Genomic DNA, 16,725 nt, shown 5'->3' on the forward strand with positions numbered 1-16,725 from the left:
GTGGCAGGAAGGTATGCCCGTGGTGAAGTGGTCGTCAAGAGTACGTCCCCGCGGCAACGGAGTCGTTACCCAGGGAGACGGCGAGCAGAGCGTGCGGTCGGGAGCCCCGGTCCGGTCAGTCCTTGAGGAACGGTGCCGTGTCCAGCGTGGGGTACGGCGCGGGAAGGGGGAGCGGATCGCCGAGGTCGACCTTGGTCTCGTCGTCGTAGTACGCCTTGGTGGGGTCCTCGCCGTGGAGGACAGGGGTGGTGTAGCAGTGGGCTGTGCCGGTGTTTCGGTTGATCAGGACATAGACGGAGACGCCCGCGGCGGCGTAGGTGCGGAGCTTGGGGCCGGTGTCCGTTTCGTGATTGGTCGAGGTGACCTCGCCGATCAGGGCGATCATGTCGCTGGGGTACCAGCCCTTGTGGACCTTGCGGTACGACTCGTCGAGCTCCGAGGCCTTGCGGCGCCGAACGTAGAAGTCCGGAATGAACAGGGCCATGGTGCTGCCGTCCTTGTGAGCGGCGCGATAGCCGTTGCCCATGCCCACAAGACGGAAGCCGGCCGTACGGAACTGATAGCTCAGCTCGAAGGCGCCGTCATTGTGGTTGTCGTTCGGCTGCGGCGGCACGATGACCGTCCCCTCGATGTACTCCGGCCGAATCGGCATCGGCGACGCCTTTTCGATCGCGTTCAACAGGTCGATGGGGTCCACCTGCGTCATCACCGGCTCCATGATCGGTTCGGCGCTCATCGCTGATCTCCTTGTCGCGCTGGTGTCAGGCTACGCCCGCGCCGGGTGCCCCGGCAGAACGATGGGGCGTGCGGGGCGCGTCGCACGGTGGAATCCGCGCCCCTTCACTCGAACGAGTGTGCTGAACCGTTCCGCTCGTCTCCTCGTCGGCTTCCGGGCCCTACTTCGACAGCGACTGCGGGGGGATCGGGGAGGCTGCCAGGGACTGGGGTGAGGTGGCGTTGGCGAACGCCGAGGGGGCCGACATGGTCGCCGTCGGGTCGACTGCCGAGGTGTCGGCCGGGGCCGTCGCGTCGCCCACGATGCGGATGTGGGCCGCGTCGAAGGCGCGCTTGACGCGCCAGCGCAGTTCCCGCTCGACGGTCACCGACTTGCCCGGCATGGTCTTGGCCGTGACACGGACGACCATGGAGTCGATCAGCACGCTGTCCAGGCCGAGCACCTCGATCGGGCTCCACAGGAGCTCGTTCCAGGGCTCCTCCTTGCTCATCCGCTCGGCGACCTCGTCGAGGGTGGCCTTCACCTTGTCGAGGTCCTCGTCCGCCTTGACGGTGACGTCGACACCGGCCGTCGCCCAGCCCTGGGAGAGGTTGCCGATCCGCTTGATCTCTCCGTTGCGGACGTACCAGATCTCGCCGTTCGCCCCGCGCAGCTTGGTCACCCGCAGCCCGACCTCGATCACCTCGCCCGCGGCGACGCCCGCGTCGATCGAGTCGCCGACGCCGTACTGGTCCTCCATGATCATGAACACGCCGGAGAGGAAGTCGGTGACCAGGTTGCGGGCGCCGAAACCGATCGCCACACCGGCCACACCGGCCGAGGCCAGCAGGGGCGCCAGGTTGATCTCGAAGGCGGACAGCACCATCAGCGCCGCCGTGCCCAGGATCAGGAAGCTCGTCACCGAGCGCAGCACCGAACCGATCGCCTGCGAGCGCTGCCGGCGGCGCTCGGCGTTGACCAGCAGTCCGCCCAGCGCCGTGCCGTCCACCGCCTGCGCGGTACGGGCCATACGGTCGATGATCTTGGTGATCGTCCGCCGGACCACCCCGCGCAGTACCGCCGCGATCACCAGGATCAGCAGGATCTTCAAGCCGATGGCCAGCCATGTGGACCAGTTCTGCTCGACCCAGCCGGCCGCGTTCGTCGCGGTCTCGTGGGCGTCCTGGAACGTGGGGACCGTCAGGGCCGGCGACTCGGAGGGCGACGGCGACGGGCCGGCGGCCGGCAGGACGACGGGCAAGGACACGGCAGGTACCTCCAGGTGCATCCGCCCTCCGGCACGGGGTCAATATCGACTGGGTCACGAACAGATCACCGGACGGGCAGAACCACCACACTAACGGGGCAGGGTGTGTGGGTTCCCGGGAAGTTCCAGGAAGGGCGCGTGGGGGGACGGTGACCACCGGCCTCTGAACAGGCTGTGTGAAGGGGCCGTGGTCCGGGGGATGAATGAGGTGTGGTCGAAAACACTCCCAGCCCGTTACCGGGACATGGTGGCGCGTTCACCAGGCATGAGGGGAAACTGACTGCAGACAGCCCCGGCGCGAGCCACGCGCCGCCGGCGTACAAGGAGGCATCCGTGCCGCATGTCCTGGTCCTCAACGCGTCGTACGAGCCGCTCGGCGTCGTACCGCTCCGCCGCGCGCTCATCCTCGTCCTGGAGAACAAGGCAGTCTGCCTCGAGGAGTCCGGCGCCTATCTGCACAGCGCAACCGTCACCGTCCCCGCACCCAGCGTGGTCCGGCTCAAGCGTTTCGTGCGGGTTCCCTACCGGGGGCCCGTTCCTCTCACCCGAAGGGCGCTGTTCGCGCGCGACGGGGGCCGGTGCATGTACTGCGGTGGCATCGCAACCAGCGTCGACCACGTCATCCCGCGTTCACGCGGGGGCAAGCACGTCTGGGACAACGTGGTGGCCTCCTGCCGCCGCTGCAACCACGTCAAGGCCGACCGACACCTGGTCGAGCTCGGCTGGCGCCTGCGCCATAAGCCGGCCCCGCCCACGGGTCTGGCCTGGCGCATCATCGGCACCGGGCATAGAGACCCGCGCTGGCTGCCCTACCTGCAGCCGTACGGCGCGGACGACGCCCTGGCCCGGATCGACGGCATCTCCGCCTGACGATTCCGGGCCTTCGCATTGCCGAGGGGCGGGTGCCCTGGGCCCGGGTCCCGCCCACGGGCCCGGGGCACCCGCCCGGCCCGCCGGAACCGGCGCGCGGGAGGTGCCGGCGCGGGAGGCCGCCCGGCGGCCCTTCGGCATGGGGCAGCGCGGCCCCGTGCCCACGGGACCGCACGATCACGCGTACCGCAGCTCCGCCGGGCGGGCCGAGCGGTGGAGCAGTGGCAGGGACGCGGCCGTGGCCAGCAGGCAGGTGGCGTACACGCCGGCCGGGACCAGGAGCGCCGTGTACGGCACGGTCCCGGAGATGAGGAGCCCGTACCAGACGCCGATGGCCAGGCCGCCGATGCCTGCCACGAGCACGGCAGGGGCCAGGGGCAGCGCGGTTTCCAGCAGGAGGGCCCGGGCGAGCACCCGTCGGGGTACTCCGGCGGCCACCTGCGCGGCCAGGGCCCGGCGCCGGGTGGCGACGGACTCGGCGGTACCGACGGCGAGCGCCGTGAGGACGATCGCGAGGGCGACGGCGATGGCCGTGGCCGTGAGGTTCAGCCCGGTCGTGTAGAAGGACATGTTCATCCCGAGCGTCTGCCGCCGGCGCATGTCCTCCAGTTCGGTGAGCATGCCCTGCCGCACCCCCATGTACCCGGTCCCGACCACCGTCACCAGCAGCACCGCCGCATGGGTGCGGGCCGCCGCCCACGGGTCGTCCCGCAGCCGTTCCGCCGCGATCAGCACCGCAGGGGAGCCCGTCCGGGCCGCGAGCAGCCGGCCGGTCAGCCGGGACAGGGCGCCCGTGAGCCACACCGCGCCCGCGCCGACGGCGAGAACCGCCGCCAGGACGATGACCGGACCCCGTGCCAGGCCCGAATTCCGGGAGTCGGCGGACGTACCGGCCACCGCCCCCAGCGCCACCACGCCCACGACCAGCAGGCCGCCCACGAATATCAGCGCCGGACCACGACTCTCCCGCCGCTCATGGCTCCGCCGCACCCACCCCAGCGGTGAGGCCACCACGCGGCGCAGCGCCAGCACCCCGGCCGCCGTGCCCAGCACCGGCACCACGACCGCGACCAGCGCCATCCCGGCCCAGGCCGACGCGGTGGGCCGCTCCCACACGGCCACCAGCGCCGCCCCGGCTCCGGCCGTGGCGAGCGCGGAGCCCAGCAGACAGGCGGGCCCGGTCTCCAGCGCCGCGATCCGCCGCACCCGCCCCGGCTCCGCGCCCGCCAGCCGCAGCACGGCCGTCCGCCGGTCGCGGTGCACCGCGCCGATCCGGGCGCACTGCCCGAGGAACCCGAGCACGGGCACCAGCAGGAGCAGCAGCGTGACGATCACCCCGGAGCGCTCGCCGGGCTGGTCGAGCAGGCCGTTTCCGACGGAGAAGCTGTACTGCCCGCGCACCGTGGCCAGGACGGCGGCCGCCAGGCCCAGCCCCGTCGCGCACATCGCCCCCACCGCCGTCAGCGCGATCCGCCACCACTCCCGCCGGTCCGAACCCCGCACGAGCAGCCAGGCCAGCCGCAGATCGGTCCTCACGCGAGCACCTCCGACGCGACCGTCATGCCGTCCTGCAGCCGCACCTCGCGGTCGGCGTACGCCGCCGTCTGGGCGTCGTGCGTGATCAGCAGGACCGCCGTGCCCGCCTCCCGGGCGGCTCCCACCAGGGCCGTCATCACCTGTTCGCTCGCCAGCGAGTCCAGTGCGCCCGTCGGCTCGTCCGCGAACACCACCCTCGGACCGGTCACCAACGCCCTTGCCAGCGCCACGCGTTGCGCCTGGCCTCCGCTCAACTCCCCGGGCCGTGCTGCCTTCTGCTCCCGCACCCCGAACCGTTCGAGCCACGCCCCCGCCTGCTCCTGGGCCGTCCCCCGCGCGGTCCCGGCCAGCATCAGCGGCAGCGCGACGTTGTCCACGGCGGTCAGCTCGGGTATCAGCTGCCCGAACTGGAACACCACCCCGAAGTCGGTGCGGCGCAGTTCGCTCAGGCGCTGCTCCGGCAGCCTGTCGACGCGTTCCTCGCGGTACGTCACCGAGCCCTCGTCCGGCCGGACGATGCCCGCCAGGCAGTGCAGCAGCGTGGACTTCCCGCTGCCGCTGGCGCCGGTCACGGCGACGATCTCGCCCTCGCGCAGCTCCAGGCTCGCCCCGCGCAGCGCCGGGGTCCTGCCATGGGACTTGACGAGGTCTCGGGCCTCCAGAAGGGGCACCGGAGGGTTGCTCATGCTCGGTCGACCTCCACGGTCAGAGCGGTCAGAGTGGTGAGCCGGGCCTGGGTGGTGGTCATCCAGCGCAGGTCGGCGTCGAGGTGGTTGAGGGCGTAGTCCGCCGAGAGCACGGTCGCCAGATCGGCACCCGGGGCGGTCTTGACCGCCGTCAGCTCCCGCATCCGCTCCATGTGCGCGGCGCGTTGCGCGAGCAGGTGGGCGGCGGGGTCGCCGCCGGTGAGGATCGCCGTGACGACCTTCGCGAAGATCTCGTTCGCCACGAAGGGTGCGGGAGGCGTGACCTGCCCGGCCCAGTCTGCGACTTCGCGGGAGCCCTCGGCCGTGAGGCGGTACAGCGTGCGCTCCGGTCCTCCGTCGGAGTCGGTGCCCTCCACCAGGGCCAGTCCGTCGCGGACCAGCCGTTGCAGGGTCGTGTAGACCTGCCCGTAGGCCAGCGGGCGGGCCTGTGGGAAGTGTTCGTCGTGGCGTCGCTTCAGGTCGTAGCCATGGCTCGGCCCTCCGGCGAGCAGGCCCAGCAGGATGTGGCGGGTGCTCATGTACTCAGTATGCACTGAGTACATGTACTGAGTGAATAGTGAAGCGCCGAGAAGGCCGGGAAAACCGAGGATCGCAGTCCGGAAGAAACCGAGGATCGCGGTACGGGGGAACGGAGGGTCCCGTTCCCCCGGCGGGCTCAGTCAGCGACCGCGTACGCCTCCACCGACCACAGCGAATAGCCGTACTGGGTGGCCCGCTTGTCGCCCTGCACGCGGATGTAGCGGACGTCCCGTGCGTCCATGCGCAGGGTCTCGCGGCCGCCGTCGCTGCCGCGGACGGTCGTGGCGGTGCGCCAGCGCCGGCCGTCGGCGGAGACCTGGATGCGGTAGGCGGAGGGGTGGGCGTCCTGCCAGTGGAGGGCGACCTTGCCCAGGCGCACCTGCTGCGGGAGTTCCACCTGCCACCAGGCGCCGTCGTCGACGGGGGAGGACCAGCGGGTGTCCGGGTTGCCGTCGATCGCGGCGGAGGCCGGGAAGTCGGCGGTCTCGTCGGCGGAGGAGCTCGCCGTGCCGGTGCGCGCCAGGTCGGGGCCCGCGGTGCGCGGGAAGGTGCGGACCGTGACGGTGCGGGTCACTCCGGCGAAGGTGACGCGGATGTCGTACGAGCGGGAGGGCGAGGCCGGCGGCACGATCACCTCGACGGGGACGTTCACCGTGGTGCCGCGGGGCACGGTGACCGGCTTGGTGGGGACGCGGACCTCGATGCCCTCGGGGGCCTCGACGGTGACCTTTCCCCGCACGTCGGTGGGACGGCCGGAGGACAGCCGGGCGCTCAGCCGCTCCGTGCCGCCGATCTCCGCGTCGGCCTCGGCCCGCGGCAGCTCCAGGTCCGCCACCGGGGTGTCGGCGAACCAGGGGACCAGGTGGCGCACCCGCAAGGGGTAGGCGTCGGTCACGCGGACGGCGTCGACACGGGTGCCGGCCGGCGGGGGAGTGGGCTGCACGAGGGCCGGCGGGCGCGTCCAGAGGTCGGGAGCCGGGGAGACCGGCGGCCAGAGGGCCGGCGGGTGCGTCACCGCGCTGTCCGCGGACGGGGACTGCGCGGTGACGATCTCCGTGGCCCCCTGCTCCGTCAGCGTCCCCACCCGGCGCCAGCCCTGTCCGGGGATGTGGACCTCGACGGCACCGGTCGTTCCGGGGTCGCTGAGGACCGTCACGGCGGTGAGGGCGCGGGCGCTCGGGAAACGGACCGTGCGGCCGTCCGGCGCCCCACCCGGGTCCACGGCCGGCTCGTGGGTCAGGCCGGCCCAGGTCTCGTACTCCTGCCGCGCCCGGTCCAGGAAGGGGTCCAGAACCCCCTTGCCGACCGTCACGTCGGCGCTCCTGACGCCGGCCCGCAGCCGGTCCAGCGTCCGGTACGCGGTCCAGGCGCCCGCCGCGTCGCCCGCGCGCTGGGCGCCGAGCATGTCGAGCGCCGCCTCGCCCGCCTTGCCGTAGCGCGCCAACTGCGCGGACCACGGCGCGACTTCGGCTGCAAGGGTGCCGTCGCCCGACAGGTTCTGCGGCAGCTCGCGCAGCACCTTGAAGGCGGCACGCAGCCGCTGCTCGGCCTGCTCGTTCGCGGCCCGGTCCGTCGTCGTACGGGCCTGCCAGACGGCCGCGATCAGCGGGCGCAGATACGCCGACTCGGTGCCGCCGAGCACCGAGGACGCGTCGTTGCCGGCCAGCGCCGACAGCGCCTCGTGGCGCTGTTCGTCGCCTCCCGCGAGGTCGGCGACCGCCGCCTTCCAGGACTCCTCGGGGCGGTAGTCGCGGGGATTCCAGGCATAGTCGGCCGCCGTGAACAGCGGGATGCGGGAGGCTTCCGCCTGCTCCATCGCGTTGGCCAGCAGGGCGGACGAGCCGCTGGCGACGGCCGGGTCGCGCCCGGTGTACGGGCCGAGGAAGATGCGGTCCTCGGCGTAGTCGTTGACCGGGTAGTTGTCCATGGTGACCAGCGGATGCGCGAACGCCGCCCGGGCGTCGGCCAGTTCGTCGCCCGTGATGGTCCGCGGCACCACACCCACCCCGGTCCAGGCGACCTGGACCGAGGCGTCCAGGGCGGACGCCAGCGCCTGCCGGTAGGGCGTCGAGCCGTCCTCGTAGAACTCCGTCGGCATCAACGACAGCGGCGCCGCGTCCGGGTGCCGCTCCGCGAGATAGCGGGCGACCTCGTTCGCCACCCGGGCCTGCGCCCGTGCCGCCGCGTCCGGACCGGAGCCGAAACGGGCCGGGTCCGCGCCGCAGTGCCACTCGCTGTAGCTGACGTTCTGGAACTGGAGCTGGAACGCCTGGAAGCCGAGCGCCCACATCGCCTCCAGCTTGCGGTTCAGCGCCCGTACGTCGTCGTCCGAGGCGAAGCACAGCGACTGGCCCGGGGCCACCGCCCAGCCGAGCGTGACGTGGTTGGCGCGCGCCCGGTCGGCCAGCTCACGGAAGGCGGACCGCTGCGGGGCCGGGTACGCCTCGCGCCAGCGCTCCTGGCGGTAGAGGTCGTCGCCCGGGGCGTACAGGTACCGGTTCTGCTTGGTACGGCCCATGAAGTCCAGTTGGCCGAGCCGCTGCTGCTGTGTCCACGCGGTGCCGTAGAAGCCCTCCGTGGTGCCGCGCACGGCGGTGCCCGGCCAGTCCCGGACGTTCACACCGGGAACGGTCCCGTCGGGGCGCAGAAGCTGCCGCAGCGTCTGCACGGCGTGGAAGAGGCCGTCTTCGCCGGCGCCGGTGAGCGTCACGGCGTCCTTGCCCGTGGTGAGGAGGTAGCCGCCGGAGGGCAGCGCGTGCCGCGGGTCGCTGTGCGCCCGATCGGTGTACGCGCGCACCGCCAGGGTGCCCACCGGAACCGCGTCCGTTCCCCGGAGGTCCGTGACGGCCCGGGCCCCGGCCTCGTACAGCAGCGAGCGCAGCGCGCTCAGGGCGTACGGGTCCGCGTCCGCGTCGGCGACCAGGGAGACGACCCGGTCGGCGACCTTCACCGCGCCGCCGGTCTCCTGCAGGGACTGCGGACGTGGCCACACCGCGAGGTCGGAGGAGGCCGTGGCGGGGTGCTCCGGGTTCGCGGCCGGGAGGCCGGTGCCGGGATCGGGGGCGGACGGCGCCGCGACGGCCGCGGGTGCGGCTCCCAGTGTTCCGGCCAGGACGGCGAGCGCGAGTACGGCCGCGCTCTTTCCCTGCCCCATACCGCGCCGAAGCCGCACGGCCCCTCCTCGTCGATCGGCCTTCGCCGGGCGGAGCCGAAGGCGGTGTCGAAGAGTCCTGACCACACCATCCCCAGGGGTAGGTGTCAACGAGAGTGGCCGTTGTGCCGCGATTGCCCCAACCTGGTGGAAGGGAATGTGACCAGCGGCACGTAGGCCGTTCTCCTACGTCTGCCCCGGCGCGCACTGGGTAGGGCTGCGGTAATCCCCTTGACGCCGTACTCGACAAGGAGGCCCCCGTGGCCGCACCGGCACACCTTCTGCTCTCGGCCCTGTCCAAACATGTGGCGGAGCCGCCCGCCGACCACCTGCTGCCCGACGACGGACTGCCGACCCCGGCCGGCCGGATGCCCGAGCCCCGGCTGCCCGCCGAATCCGGCCCGAGCGTGTTCAGCGCGGAGGGCGCCTACGCCGACGTCCCGCTCACCAGCGAGCCGCCGCTGCCCGACGCCGAGCCGCTCACCAGTGAGCCGCCGCTCGCCGAGGCCGCCCCCCTGACCAGCGAGTCGGTCGCCGAGTCGGCCGAACAAGACCCCTGCCGCGCGGAGTTGTAGATGACACAACCGCGGCCGGCCGAACCTCCCGGATCCACCGGGTCTCCCGAACCCGCCGGGCCTGCCGGGCCTGCCGGGTCCTCCGAGCCTCCCGGGCCTCTCGGTGACGAGTTGGCCCGGCTCGCCGCGCTGCACGGCGTCGCCACCTCCTACAGCCCCTCCCCGGGCCGTACGGTCACCGCCTCCGCCACCGCGGTCGTCGCGGCCCTGGCCGCCCTGGACATCGACGCGAGCACCCCGGCGGCCGCCCGTGCCGCGCTCACCGCCCGCGAACGAGGAAGGGACGAACGGCTGCTGCCACCGACGGTGGTGCACTGGCTGGGCCCCGCGGCGGACGCCCCCACGGGCGGAGGCCCCGCGGCGGACGCGGACGCCGGGCTGCCGCCGGCCGCCCTCGCCGGACTGCCCCCCGGCACCCGGCTGGACGTCGAGACCGAGCAGGGCGAGACCCGCACATGGGTGCACGGTGTGGACCGGACCGGCGACCGCGTGGACCCGACGGCCCCCGTGGCCCCCCTGCCACCCGGCGTCCACCGGCTGACCGCCACCGCCCCCGACGGCCGCACCGGGCAGGCGCACCTGATCGCCGCCCCGCCCCGGCTGCCCACCCCGGCGGCACGCTCGTACGGCCTGCTCGTCCAGCTCTACTCCCTCCTCTCCCACCGCTCCTGGGGCATGGGCGACCTCGGTGACCTGGCCGAGCTGAGCGGCTGGGCCGGACGGACGCTGGGAGCAGGGTTCGTGCAGGTCAACCCGCTGCACGCGGCCGTGCCCGGACCGCCCGCCGACCCGTCCCCCTACCGCCCCTCCTCGCGCCGCTTCCCCGACCCGGTGCACCTGCGCGTCGAGGACGTCCCGGAGTTCGCGTACGCCGAGGACCGCGAGCGGCTGCGGCCCCTGCTGGAGCGGGCCGGCCGGCTGCGCGCCGCCGTACTGGACGAGGGCGCGCTGATCGACCGGGACGCGGTGTGGGAGCTCAAGCGCGAGGCGCTGGAGCTGGTGCGGCGGGTGCCGCTCGGACCCGGCCGCCGCGCCGCCCACGCCGACTTCCTCGCCGAACAGGGGCAGGCCCTGGAGGACCACGCCACCTGGTACGCGCTCGCCGAGGTGCACGGCTCGGACTGGAGCCGGTGGCCCGAGGGGCTGCGCGACCCGCGCTCGACGGAGACCGCCCGCGCCCGCGCCGCGCTGCGGGACCGCGTCGACTTCCACTCCTGGCTCACCTGGCTCACCGACGCCCAGCTCACCGACGCCCAGCGCACCGCCCGGGAGGCGGGCATGGGGATCGGGATCGTGCACGACCTCGCCGTGGGCGTGCACCCCGGCGGGGCCGACGCCTGGGCGCAGCGGGACCACTTCGCGGCCGGCATGTCCGTCGGCGCACCGCCGGACGCCTTCAACGCGCGCGGCCAGGACTGGGGCCTGCCGCCCTGGCGCCCCGACCGGCTCGCCGCCTCCGGCTACGCGCCCTTCCGCCGGCTGCTGCGCGCCCTGTTCCGCTACGCCGGTGCCCTGCGCATCGACCACGTCATGGGCCTGTTCCGGCTGTGGTGGATCCCGCAGGGCCTGCCGCCCACCGAGGGTACGTACGTCCGCTACGACGCCGAGGCCATGCTCGCCGTGCTGGTGCTGGAGGCCTCGCGGGCCGGGGCCGTGGTGATCGGCGAGGACCTCGGGACGGTGGAGCCCGGGGTGCGCGAGACCCTGGACCGGCGCGGGGTGCTCGGCACCTCGGTGCTGTGGTTCGAACGGGACTGGGAGGGGTCGGGCCGCCCGCTGCCCCCGGAACGCTGGCGCGCGGACTGCCTGGCCACCGCCACCACCCACGACCTGCCGTCCACGGCGGCCCGCCTCACCGGCGAACACGTCGCCCTGCGCCACCGCCTCGGCCTGCTCACCCGCCCCCTGGAGGAGGAGCGCGCGGAGGCCGCCGCGGACACGGACGAGTGGCTGGCGCTGCTGACGGAGCTGGGCCTGCTGCGACGCACGGACGGCGCCGGCGGCGCGGCGGCGGAGGAGGCCGGGATCCAGGCGGTCCACCGCTTCCTGCTGCGCACCCCGGCCCGCATGATCGGCCTGTGGCTGCCGGACACGGTCGGCGACCGTCGTCCGCAGAACCTGCCCGGCACCTGGAACCAGTATCCGAACTGGCGCCTGCCCGTCGCCGACGCCGAGGGCCGCCCGGTCACCCTGGAGGAACTCGCCGCGTCGCCCCGGCTGCGCGCCCTGACGGACGTGCTGCGGACGGACGCACGGACCGCGCCGGACGACACGGGCTGACCGCCGGGAAGCGCCGGGGCCCGCGAGGGTGCGACCCGTGCGGTTTTTTCCGCGGCTGTCCGGTGCGAATACGGCACCCCGGGCGCGCGACCCGTTCCGGGGTTCGCTACGTTTGCACCGTGGACAAGAAGAACGCCCTGCGCGCCGGCGCTCTGGCCGCCGGTACGACGCTGATGATGCTGCTCATGTCGTCTCCCGCGCTCGCGCTGACGCGCGACGACGGCGACGACCCCGGCAAGGGCCTGAGCGTCATCCAGACGCTGGGTCTGTTCGTCGGTCTCCCGCTCCTGCTGTTCCTGGTCATCACCGGCCTGGTCATGGTCCTGGACAAGTCCAAGGACCGGCAGCCGCGCGTGAGCCGGGACGTGGACGTCAAGGCCAAGGCCTGACGGGGTCCTCTCCCGCCGCGGTCCGTCCGCAGCACGATCCCTCCGAGGGCGCCGACCTCGCCGTACGTACGCGCACAGCCGCCGTACGTGGGCGAGGTGGGCGCCCTGGGTGCGTTGCGGGACCGGAGTTCCGGGCGGCCGCGAGGGCCCTACGCCGGTGCCCCCGGTGACTCCGACGCCCCGGCCAGCAGCTCCCTGAGCAGGCCGGCCAGCTCGCCCGCTCGTTCGGCGTCCAGGCCGGACAGCGCCTGCGTCTGCGCGGCCAGTCCCGCTCCCACCGCCTCGTCGATGAGCCGCAGCCCCTTGCCGGTCAGCGTGACCCTGAGGCCCCGCCGGTCGTGCGGATCCGGCGAGCGGCGCAGCAGCCCCGCGGCCTCCAGCTTGTCCAGCCGCCCGGTCATCCCGCCCGTGGTGAGCATGAGGGTCGCCGAGAGCTGCCGGGGCGAGAGCGTGTAGGGCTCGCCGGCCCGGCGCAGCGTGGCCAGCACGTCGAACTCGCCCCGCGAGATCCCGAACGGCGCGTACGCCTTCTCCATCCGGTCTCCCATCGTCCGCGAGAGCCGGAAGATCCGCCCGAAGACCTCCATCCCCGCGGTGTCGAGATCGGGCCGCACGGCCGCCCACTGGTCGATGATCGCGTCGACGGCGTCCGCGCGCGGTCGGGGGCGTTCAGTCATGGACCGAGTATCCGCCGCCCTACGGTCGACCGCAAGAAAGTAGCTTGACGGTAAGTAACTTGCAGCTAAGCTAATTGCATGGCTGACTCCCGGCGTCCCGCCGCCACCTGGTCCCTGGCCGCCCTCACCGCCCTCGCCCCGGTGTCCTGGGGCACCACCTACGCCGTCACCACCGAGTTCCTGCCGCCCGGGCGGCCCCTCTTCACGGCGCTGGCCCGGGCGCTGCCCGCCGGGCTCCTGCTGCTGGCGATGGCCCGGGTGCTGCCGAAGGGCGCCTGGTGGTGGAAGGCGGCGGTCCTCGGCGCGCTGAACATCGGCGCCTTCTTCCCGCTGCTGTTCCTGTCCGCGTACCGGCTGCCGGGCGGGATGGCGGCGGTCGTCGGCTCGGTCGGGCCGCTGTTCGTCGTGGGACTCTCCGCGCCGCTGCTGGGGCAGCGGCCGACGGGGCGGGCGCTGCTCACCGGGATCGTGGCCGCGTTCGGGGTCAGCCTCGTCGTGCTGAGGGCGGCCGGCGCGCTGGACGGCGCAGGGGTCGCCGCCGCCCTCGCCTCCACCGCCTCGATGTCCACCGGCACCGTGCTGGCCAAGAGATGGGGCCGCCCGGCCGGTGTCGGTCCGCTCGCGCTGACCGGCTGGCAGCTCACCGCGGGCGGCCTGCTGATCGCACCCCTCGCCCTGCTGGCCGAGAGGCCTCCGCCCGCGCTGGACGCCCGCGCCCTCGGCGGCTACGCCTACCTCGCCCTGGCCAACACGGCGCTCGCCTACTGGCTCTGGTTCCGCGGCATCGGCCGGCTCTCCGCCACCCGGGTCACCTTCCTCGGCCCGCTGTCGCCGCTCACCGCCGCCGTGGTCGGCTGGGCCGCCCTCGGACAGGCGCTCACCCCGGTCCAACTGGCCGGCATGGCACTGGCGTTCGGCGCGACGGTGGCGGGACAGCTCGGTCCCGGACGCGGCGGCGGCGCGCGCGGTGGTGCGGCTTCCGGTGTGCGGGCGCGGTGCGGCGGTCCGGGGGCGGACGTCGGCCACGCGGGTTCCCTCGCGGGGCAGCGAGCGGGGGCCGCTCCACCGTCGCCGCGCAGGACCCGTCGGGTACGGCTCGCCGGTCCGGTGCGGGAGGCATGCGTCCGCCAGGAGTGACGGGACGGAGGGCGCAGAGGGAAAGAGGAAGGGGCGCCCGGTCGAGCACCGGGCGCCCCTAGGGCCTCTCGTTTGGATCATGCCGGGCTCGCGGGCCCTGGCACCGTGCCTCGCGGTGTTGTCGTCGGTTGGCAGGGCTCCGCCCTGCCGCCCTCCTCCGCCTTGCGAGGCACGGCACCAGACCCCGCTCCCTGATCCGGCCTGATCCAAACGAAGGACCTTAGTCGTCGTCGGGCCGTGTTACGGCTGGGCCGCCGTGTCCGCCGCCTGGGCCTTCAGGGCGCGCTCGACGCCCGCCCGCGACTCCGAGACCAGCCGGCGCAGCGCCGCGTTCGGCTCGGCCGAGGCCAGCCACTCGTCGGTCTTGCGCAGGGTGTCCTCGGACACCTGGATCGACGGGTAGAGGCCGACCGCGATCTGCTGGGCCATCTCGTGGGAACGGGCGTCCCAGACGTCCTTGACCATCTCGAAGTACCGGTCGGTGTACGGCGCGAGCAGCTCGCGCTGGTCGGTCTGCACGAAGCCCCCGATGACCGCCTCCTGGACGGCGTTCGGGAGCTTGTCGGACTCGACGACCGACGCCCAGGCCTCGGCCTTGGCCTCCTCGGTCGGGCGGGCGGCGCGGGCGGTGGCCGCGTGCCGCTCACCGGCCGCCGTCCTGTCGCGCTCGTACTCGCCCGCGATCTCCGCCTCCTCGAACCGGCCGACGGCCGCCAGCCGCTCCACGAACGCCCAGCGCAGCTCCGTGTCCACGACCAGGCCCTCGATGGTCTGCGAGCCGTCCAGCAGCGACTCGAGCAGGTCGAGCTGCTCCGGCGTACGCGCGGTCGCTGCGAAGGCGCGCGCCCACGCGAGCTGGTGGTCGCTGCCCGCGTCCGCCGCCCGCAGGTGCGCCAGCGTGGCGTCCGTCCAGCGGGTGAGCAGGGCCTCGCGGGTGGCCGGGTCGGCGTACAGGTCGACGGCCAGCTTCACCTGGCGGTGCAGCGACTGCACCACACCGATGTCGGACTCCTTGCCGATCCCGGACAGCACCAGGGACAGGTAGTCGCGGGTCGGCAGCTCCCCGTCCCGGGTCATGTCCCAGGCCGACGCCCAGCACAGGGCCCGCGGCAGCGAGGACTCGAAGTCGCCCAGGTGCTCGGTGACGACGGCCAGCGATCCCTCGTCCAGGCGGACCTTGGCGTACGACAGGTCGTCGTCGTTGAGCAGGATCACCGCGGGGCGGCGCCGGCCGGCCAGCTGCGGCACGGCGGTCAGCTCGCCGTCCACGTCCAGCTCGATCCGGCCGTCCGCGGCGCGCACCAGCTTGCCGCTCGCCTCGTCGAGGTCGTACAGGCCGATCGCGATCCGGTGCGGGCGCAGGGTGGGCTCGCCCTTGGCGCCGGCCGGCAGGGCGGGGGCCTCCTGGCGGACGGCGAAGGAGGTGATGACCCCCGCCTCGTCCGTCTCGATCTCCGGGCGCAGGATGTTGATGCCGGCCGTCTCCAGCCACTTCTTCGACCAGGTCTTCAGATCGCGCCCGGAGGTCTCCTCCAGCGCGCCGAGCAGGTCGGACAGGCGCGTGTTGCCGTAGGCGTGCCGCTTGAAGTACGCCTGCACGCCCCGGAAGAACTCGTCCATGCCGACGTAGGCGACGAGCTGCTTGAGGACGCTCGCGCCCTTGGCGTAGGTGATGCCGTCGAAGTTGACGAGGACGTCGTCCAGGTCACGGATGTCCGCCATGATCGGGTGGGTGGACGGCAGCTGGTCCTGCCGGTACGCCCAGGTCTTCATGGAGTTGGCGAACGTGGTCCACGAGTGCGGCCAGCGCGAGCCGGGGGCGTACGCCTGGCAGGCGATGGAGGTGTACGTGGCGAACGACTCGTTCAGCCACAGGTCGTTCCACCACTCCATGGTGACCAGGTCGCCGAACCACATGTGGGCCAGCTCGTGCAGGATGGTCTCGGCGCGCATCTCGTACGCCGCGTCGGTCACCTTGGACCGGAAGACGTACTGGTCGCGAATGGTGACCGCGCCCGCGTTCTCCATCGCGCCCGCGTTGAACTCCGGCACGAAGAGCTGGTCGTACTTCTCGAACGGGTAGGCGTAGTCGAACTTCTCCTGGAACCAGTCGAAGCCCTGCCGGGTGACCTCGAAGATCGCGTCCGCGTCGAGGAACTCGGCGAGGGAGGGCCGGCAGTAGATGCCGAGCGGGACCGACTGGCCGTCCTTCTCGTACACGCTGTGGACGCTGTGGTACGGGCCGGCGATCAGCGCGGTGATGTACGTCGAGATGCGCGGCGTCGGCTCGAACACCCAGACGTCTTCCTGCGGCTCGGGCGTCGGCGAGTTGGACACCACCGTCCAGCCCTCGGGCGCCTTCACGGTGAACTGGAAGGTGGCCTTCAGGTCCGGCTGCTCGAAGGAGGCGAAGACCCGTCGGGCGTCCGGTACCTCGAACTGGGTGTAGAGGTAGGCCTGGTCGTCGACCGGGTCGACGAAACGGTGCAGACCCTCACCGGTGTTGGTGTACGCGCAGTCCGCGACGACCCGCAGGATGTTGCGGCCCGCGAGCAGGCCCGGCAGGGCGATCCGGGAGTCCGCGAAGACCTCGGCGGGGTCCAGGGAGTCGCCGTTGAGGGTCACCTCGTGGACGGCCGGGGCCACCAGGTCGATGAAGGATGCGGCGCCTTCCTCGGCGACGTCGAAGCGCACCGTGGTCACGGACCTGTAGGTGCCTCCCCCACTCTCAGCTCCGTTCGAGCGGGTGGGACCCCCACCCTGCGCGCCGGAGAGGTCGAGATCGATCTCGTACGAGTCAACGGTGAGCAGCTTCGCCCGCTGCTGCGCCTCTTCGCGAGTCAGGTTTGTGCCAGGCACGCGGTCATCTCCTCGTGATGTGTGGATTGCGCCATCTTTCCAC

General features: G+C 73.1%; 13 protein-coding genes. 5 read left to right on the top strand and 8 right to left on the bottom strand.

The features are described 5' to 3' along the window. Positions 1 to 115: 115 nt before the first annotated feature. Together CG719_RS02460 and CG719_RS02465 are read right to left on the bottom strand one after the other, a co-directional pair. Entirely contained in the window at positions 116 to 736 is a 621-nt protein-coding gene (locus CG719_RS02460; RefSeq protein WP_100566801.1) for a Uma2 family endonuclease, read from the bottom strand. A gap of 160 nt (positions 737 to 896) precedes the next feature. Continuing rightward, positions 897 to 2,003, bottom strand: coding sequence for a mechanosensitive ion channel family protein (locus CG719_RS02465; RefSeq protein WP_100566802.1), 1,107 nt, complete (start codon positions 2,001 to 2,003; stop codon positions 897 to 899). A 312-nt stretch (positions 2,004 to 2,315) separates the two neighbouring features. Between CG719_RS02465 and CG719_RS02470 the strand changes: the two genes are divergently transcribed. Then, a complete protein-coding gene (locus CG719_RS02470; protein WP_100566803.1) occupies positions 2,316 to 2,852 on the top strand; it encodes an HNH endonuclease in 537 nt (178 codons plus the stop codon). Positions 2,853 to 3,029: 177 nt separating this feature from the next. Here CG719_RS02470 and CG719_RS02475 read toward each other — a convergent pair whose 3' ends face one another. From CG719_RS02475 to CG719_RS02490, 4 genes are all read right to left on the bottom strand, one after another. Next, positions 3,030 to 4,388, bottom strand: a complete 1,359-nt coding sequence (locus CG719_RS02475; RefSeq protein WP_100566804.1) for a hypothetical protein — start codon at positions 4,386 to 4,388, stop codon at positions 3,030 to 3,032. Continuing rightward, positions 4,385 to 5,074 carry an ABC transporter ATP-binding protein gene (locus CG719_RS02480; RefSeq protein WP_100566805.1) on the bottom strand — a complete coding sequence of 230 codons (690 nt, stop codon included), beginning with the start codon at positions 5,072 to 5,074 and terminating at the stop codon, positions 4,385 to 4,387. The genes CG719_RS02475 and CG719_RS02480 overlap by 4 nt, the downstream gene beginning before the upstream one ends. Continuing rightward, positions 5,071 to 5,613: a PadR family transcriptional regulator gene (locus CG719_RS02485; RefSeq protein ID WP_100566806.1), complete on the bottom strand. Its 543-nt coding sequence runs from the start codon at positions 5,611 to 5,613 to the stop codon at positions 5,071 to 5,073. The genes CG719_RS02480 and CG719_RS02485 overlap by 4 nt, the downstream gene beginning before the upstream one ends. Before the next feature lie 137 nt (positions 5,614 to 5,750). Beyond that, on the bottom strand, positions 5,751 to 8,786 hold the full coding sequence (locus CG719_RS02490; protein WP_442802699.1) for a beta-N-acetylglucosaminidase domain-containing protein: 3,036 nt from the start codon (positions 8,784 to 8,786) through the stop codon (positions 5,751 to 5,753). 239 nt (positions 8,787 to 9,025) lie between these two features. On the opposite strand from CG719_RS02490, the gene CG719_RS02495 reads away from it, so the two are divergent. The 3 genes from CG719_RS02495 to CG719_RS02505 all read left to right on the top strand — a co-directional run bounded on the left by CG719_RS02495 (position 9,026) and on the right by CG719_RS02505 (position 12,009). Further along, positions 9,026 to 9,340, top strand: coding sequence for a hypothetical protein (locus tag CG719_RS02495; protein WP_100566808.1), 315 nt, complete (start codon positions 9,026 to 9,028; stop codon positions 9,338 to 9,340). Then, entirely contained in the window at positions 9,341 to 11,620 is a 2,280-nt protein-coding gene (gene malQ, locus CG719_RS02500) for a 4-alpha-glucanotransferase (protein WP_100566809.1), read from the top strand. It begins immediately after the preceding gene. A gap of 119 nt (positions 11,621 to 11,739) precedes the next feature. Next, complete coding sequence (locus tag CG719_RS02505) at positions 11,740 to 12,009, top strand: hypothetical protein (protein WP_100566810.1); 270 nt, start codon at positions 11,740 to 11,742, stop codon at positions 12,007 to 12,009. Positions 12,010 to 12,158: 149 nt separating this feature from the next. On the opposite strand, the gene CG719_RS02510 is transcribed toward CG719_RS02505, so the two are convergent. Continuing rightward, positions 12,159 to 12,686 carry a MarR family winged helix-turn-helix transcriptional regulator gene (locus CG719_RS02510; RefSeq protein WP_100566811.1) on the bottom strand — a complete coding sequence of 176 codons (528 nt, stop codon included), beginning with the start codon at positions 12,684 to 12,686 and terminating at the stop codon, positions 12,159 to 12,161. Between the two features lie 78 nt (positions 12,687 to 12,764). On the opposite strand from CG719_RS02510, the gene CG719_RS02515 reads away from it, so the two are divergent. Continuing rightward, positions 12,765 to 13,823, top strand: coding sequence for an EamA family transporter (locus CG719_RS02515; RefSeq protein WP_100566812.1), 1,059 nt, complete (start codon positions 12,765 to 12,767; stop codon positions 13,821 to 13,823). A gap of 240 nt (positions 13,824 to 14,063) precedes the next feature. Here CG719_RS02515 and pepN read toward each other — a convergent pair whose 3' ends face one another. Continuing rightward, on the bottom strand, positions 14,064 to 16,682 hold the full coding sequence (gene pepN, locus CG719_RS02520) for an aminopeptidase N (RefSeq protein WP_100566813.1): 2,619 nt from the start codon (positions 16,680 to 16,682) through the stop codon (positions 14,064 to 14,066). Positions 16,683 to 16,725: the final 43 nt, after the last annotated feature.

Source organism: Streptomyces sp. CB01373 (genome assembly GCF_002803075.1).
In the GTDB taxonomy this organism is placed as follows: Bacteria; Actinomycetota; Actinomycetes; order Streptomycetales; family Streptomycetaceae; genus Streptomyces.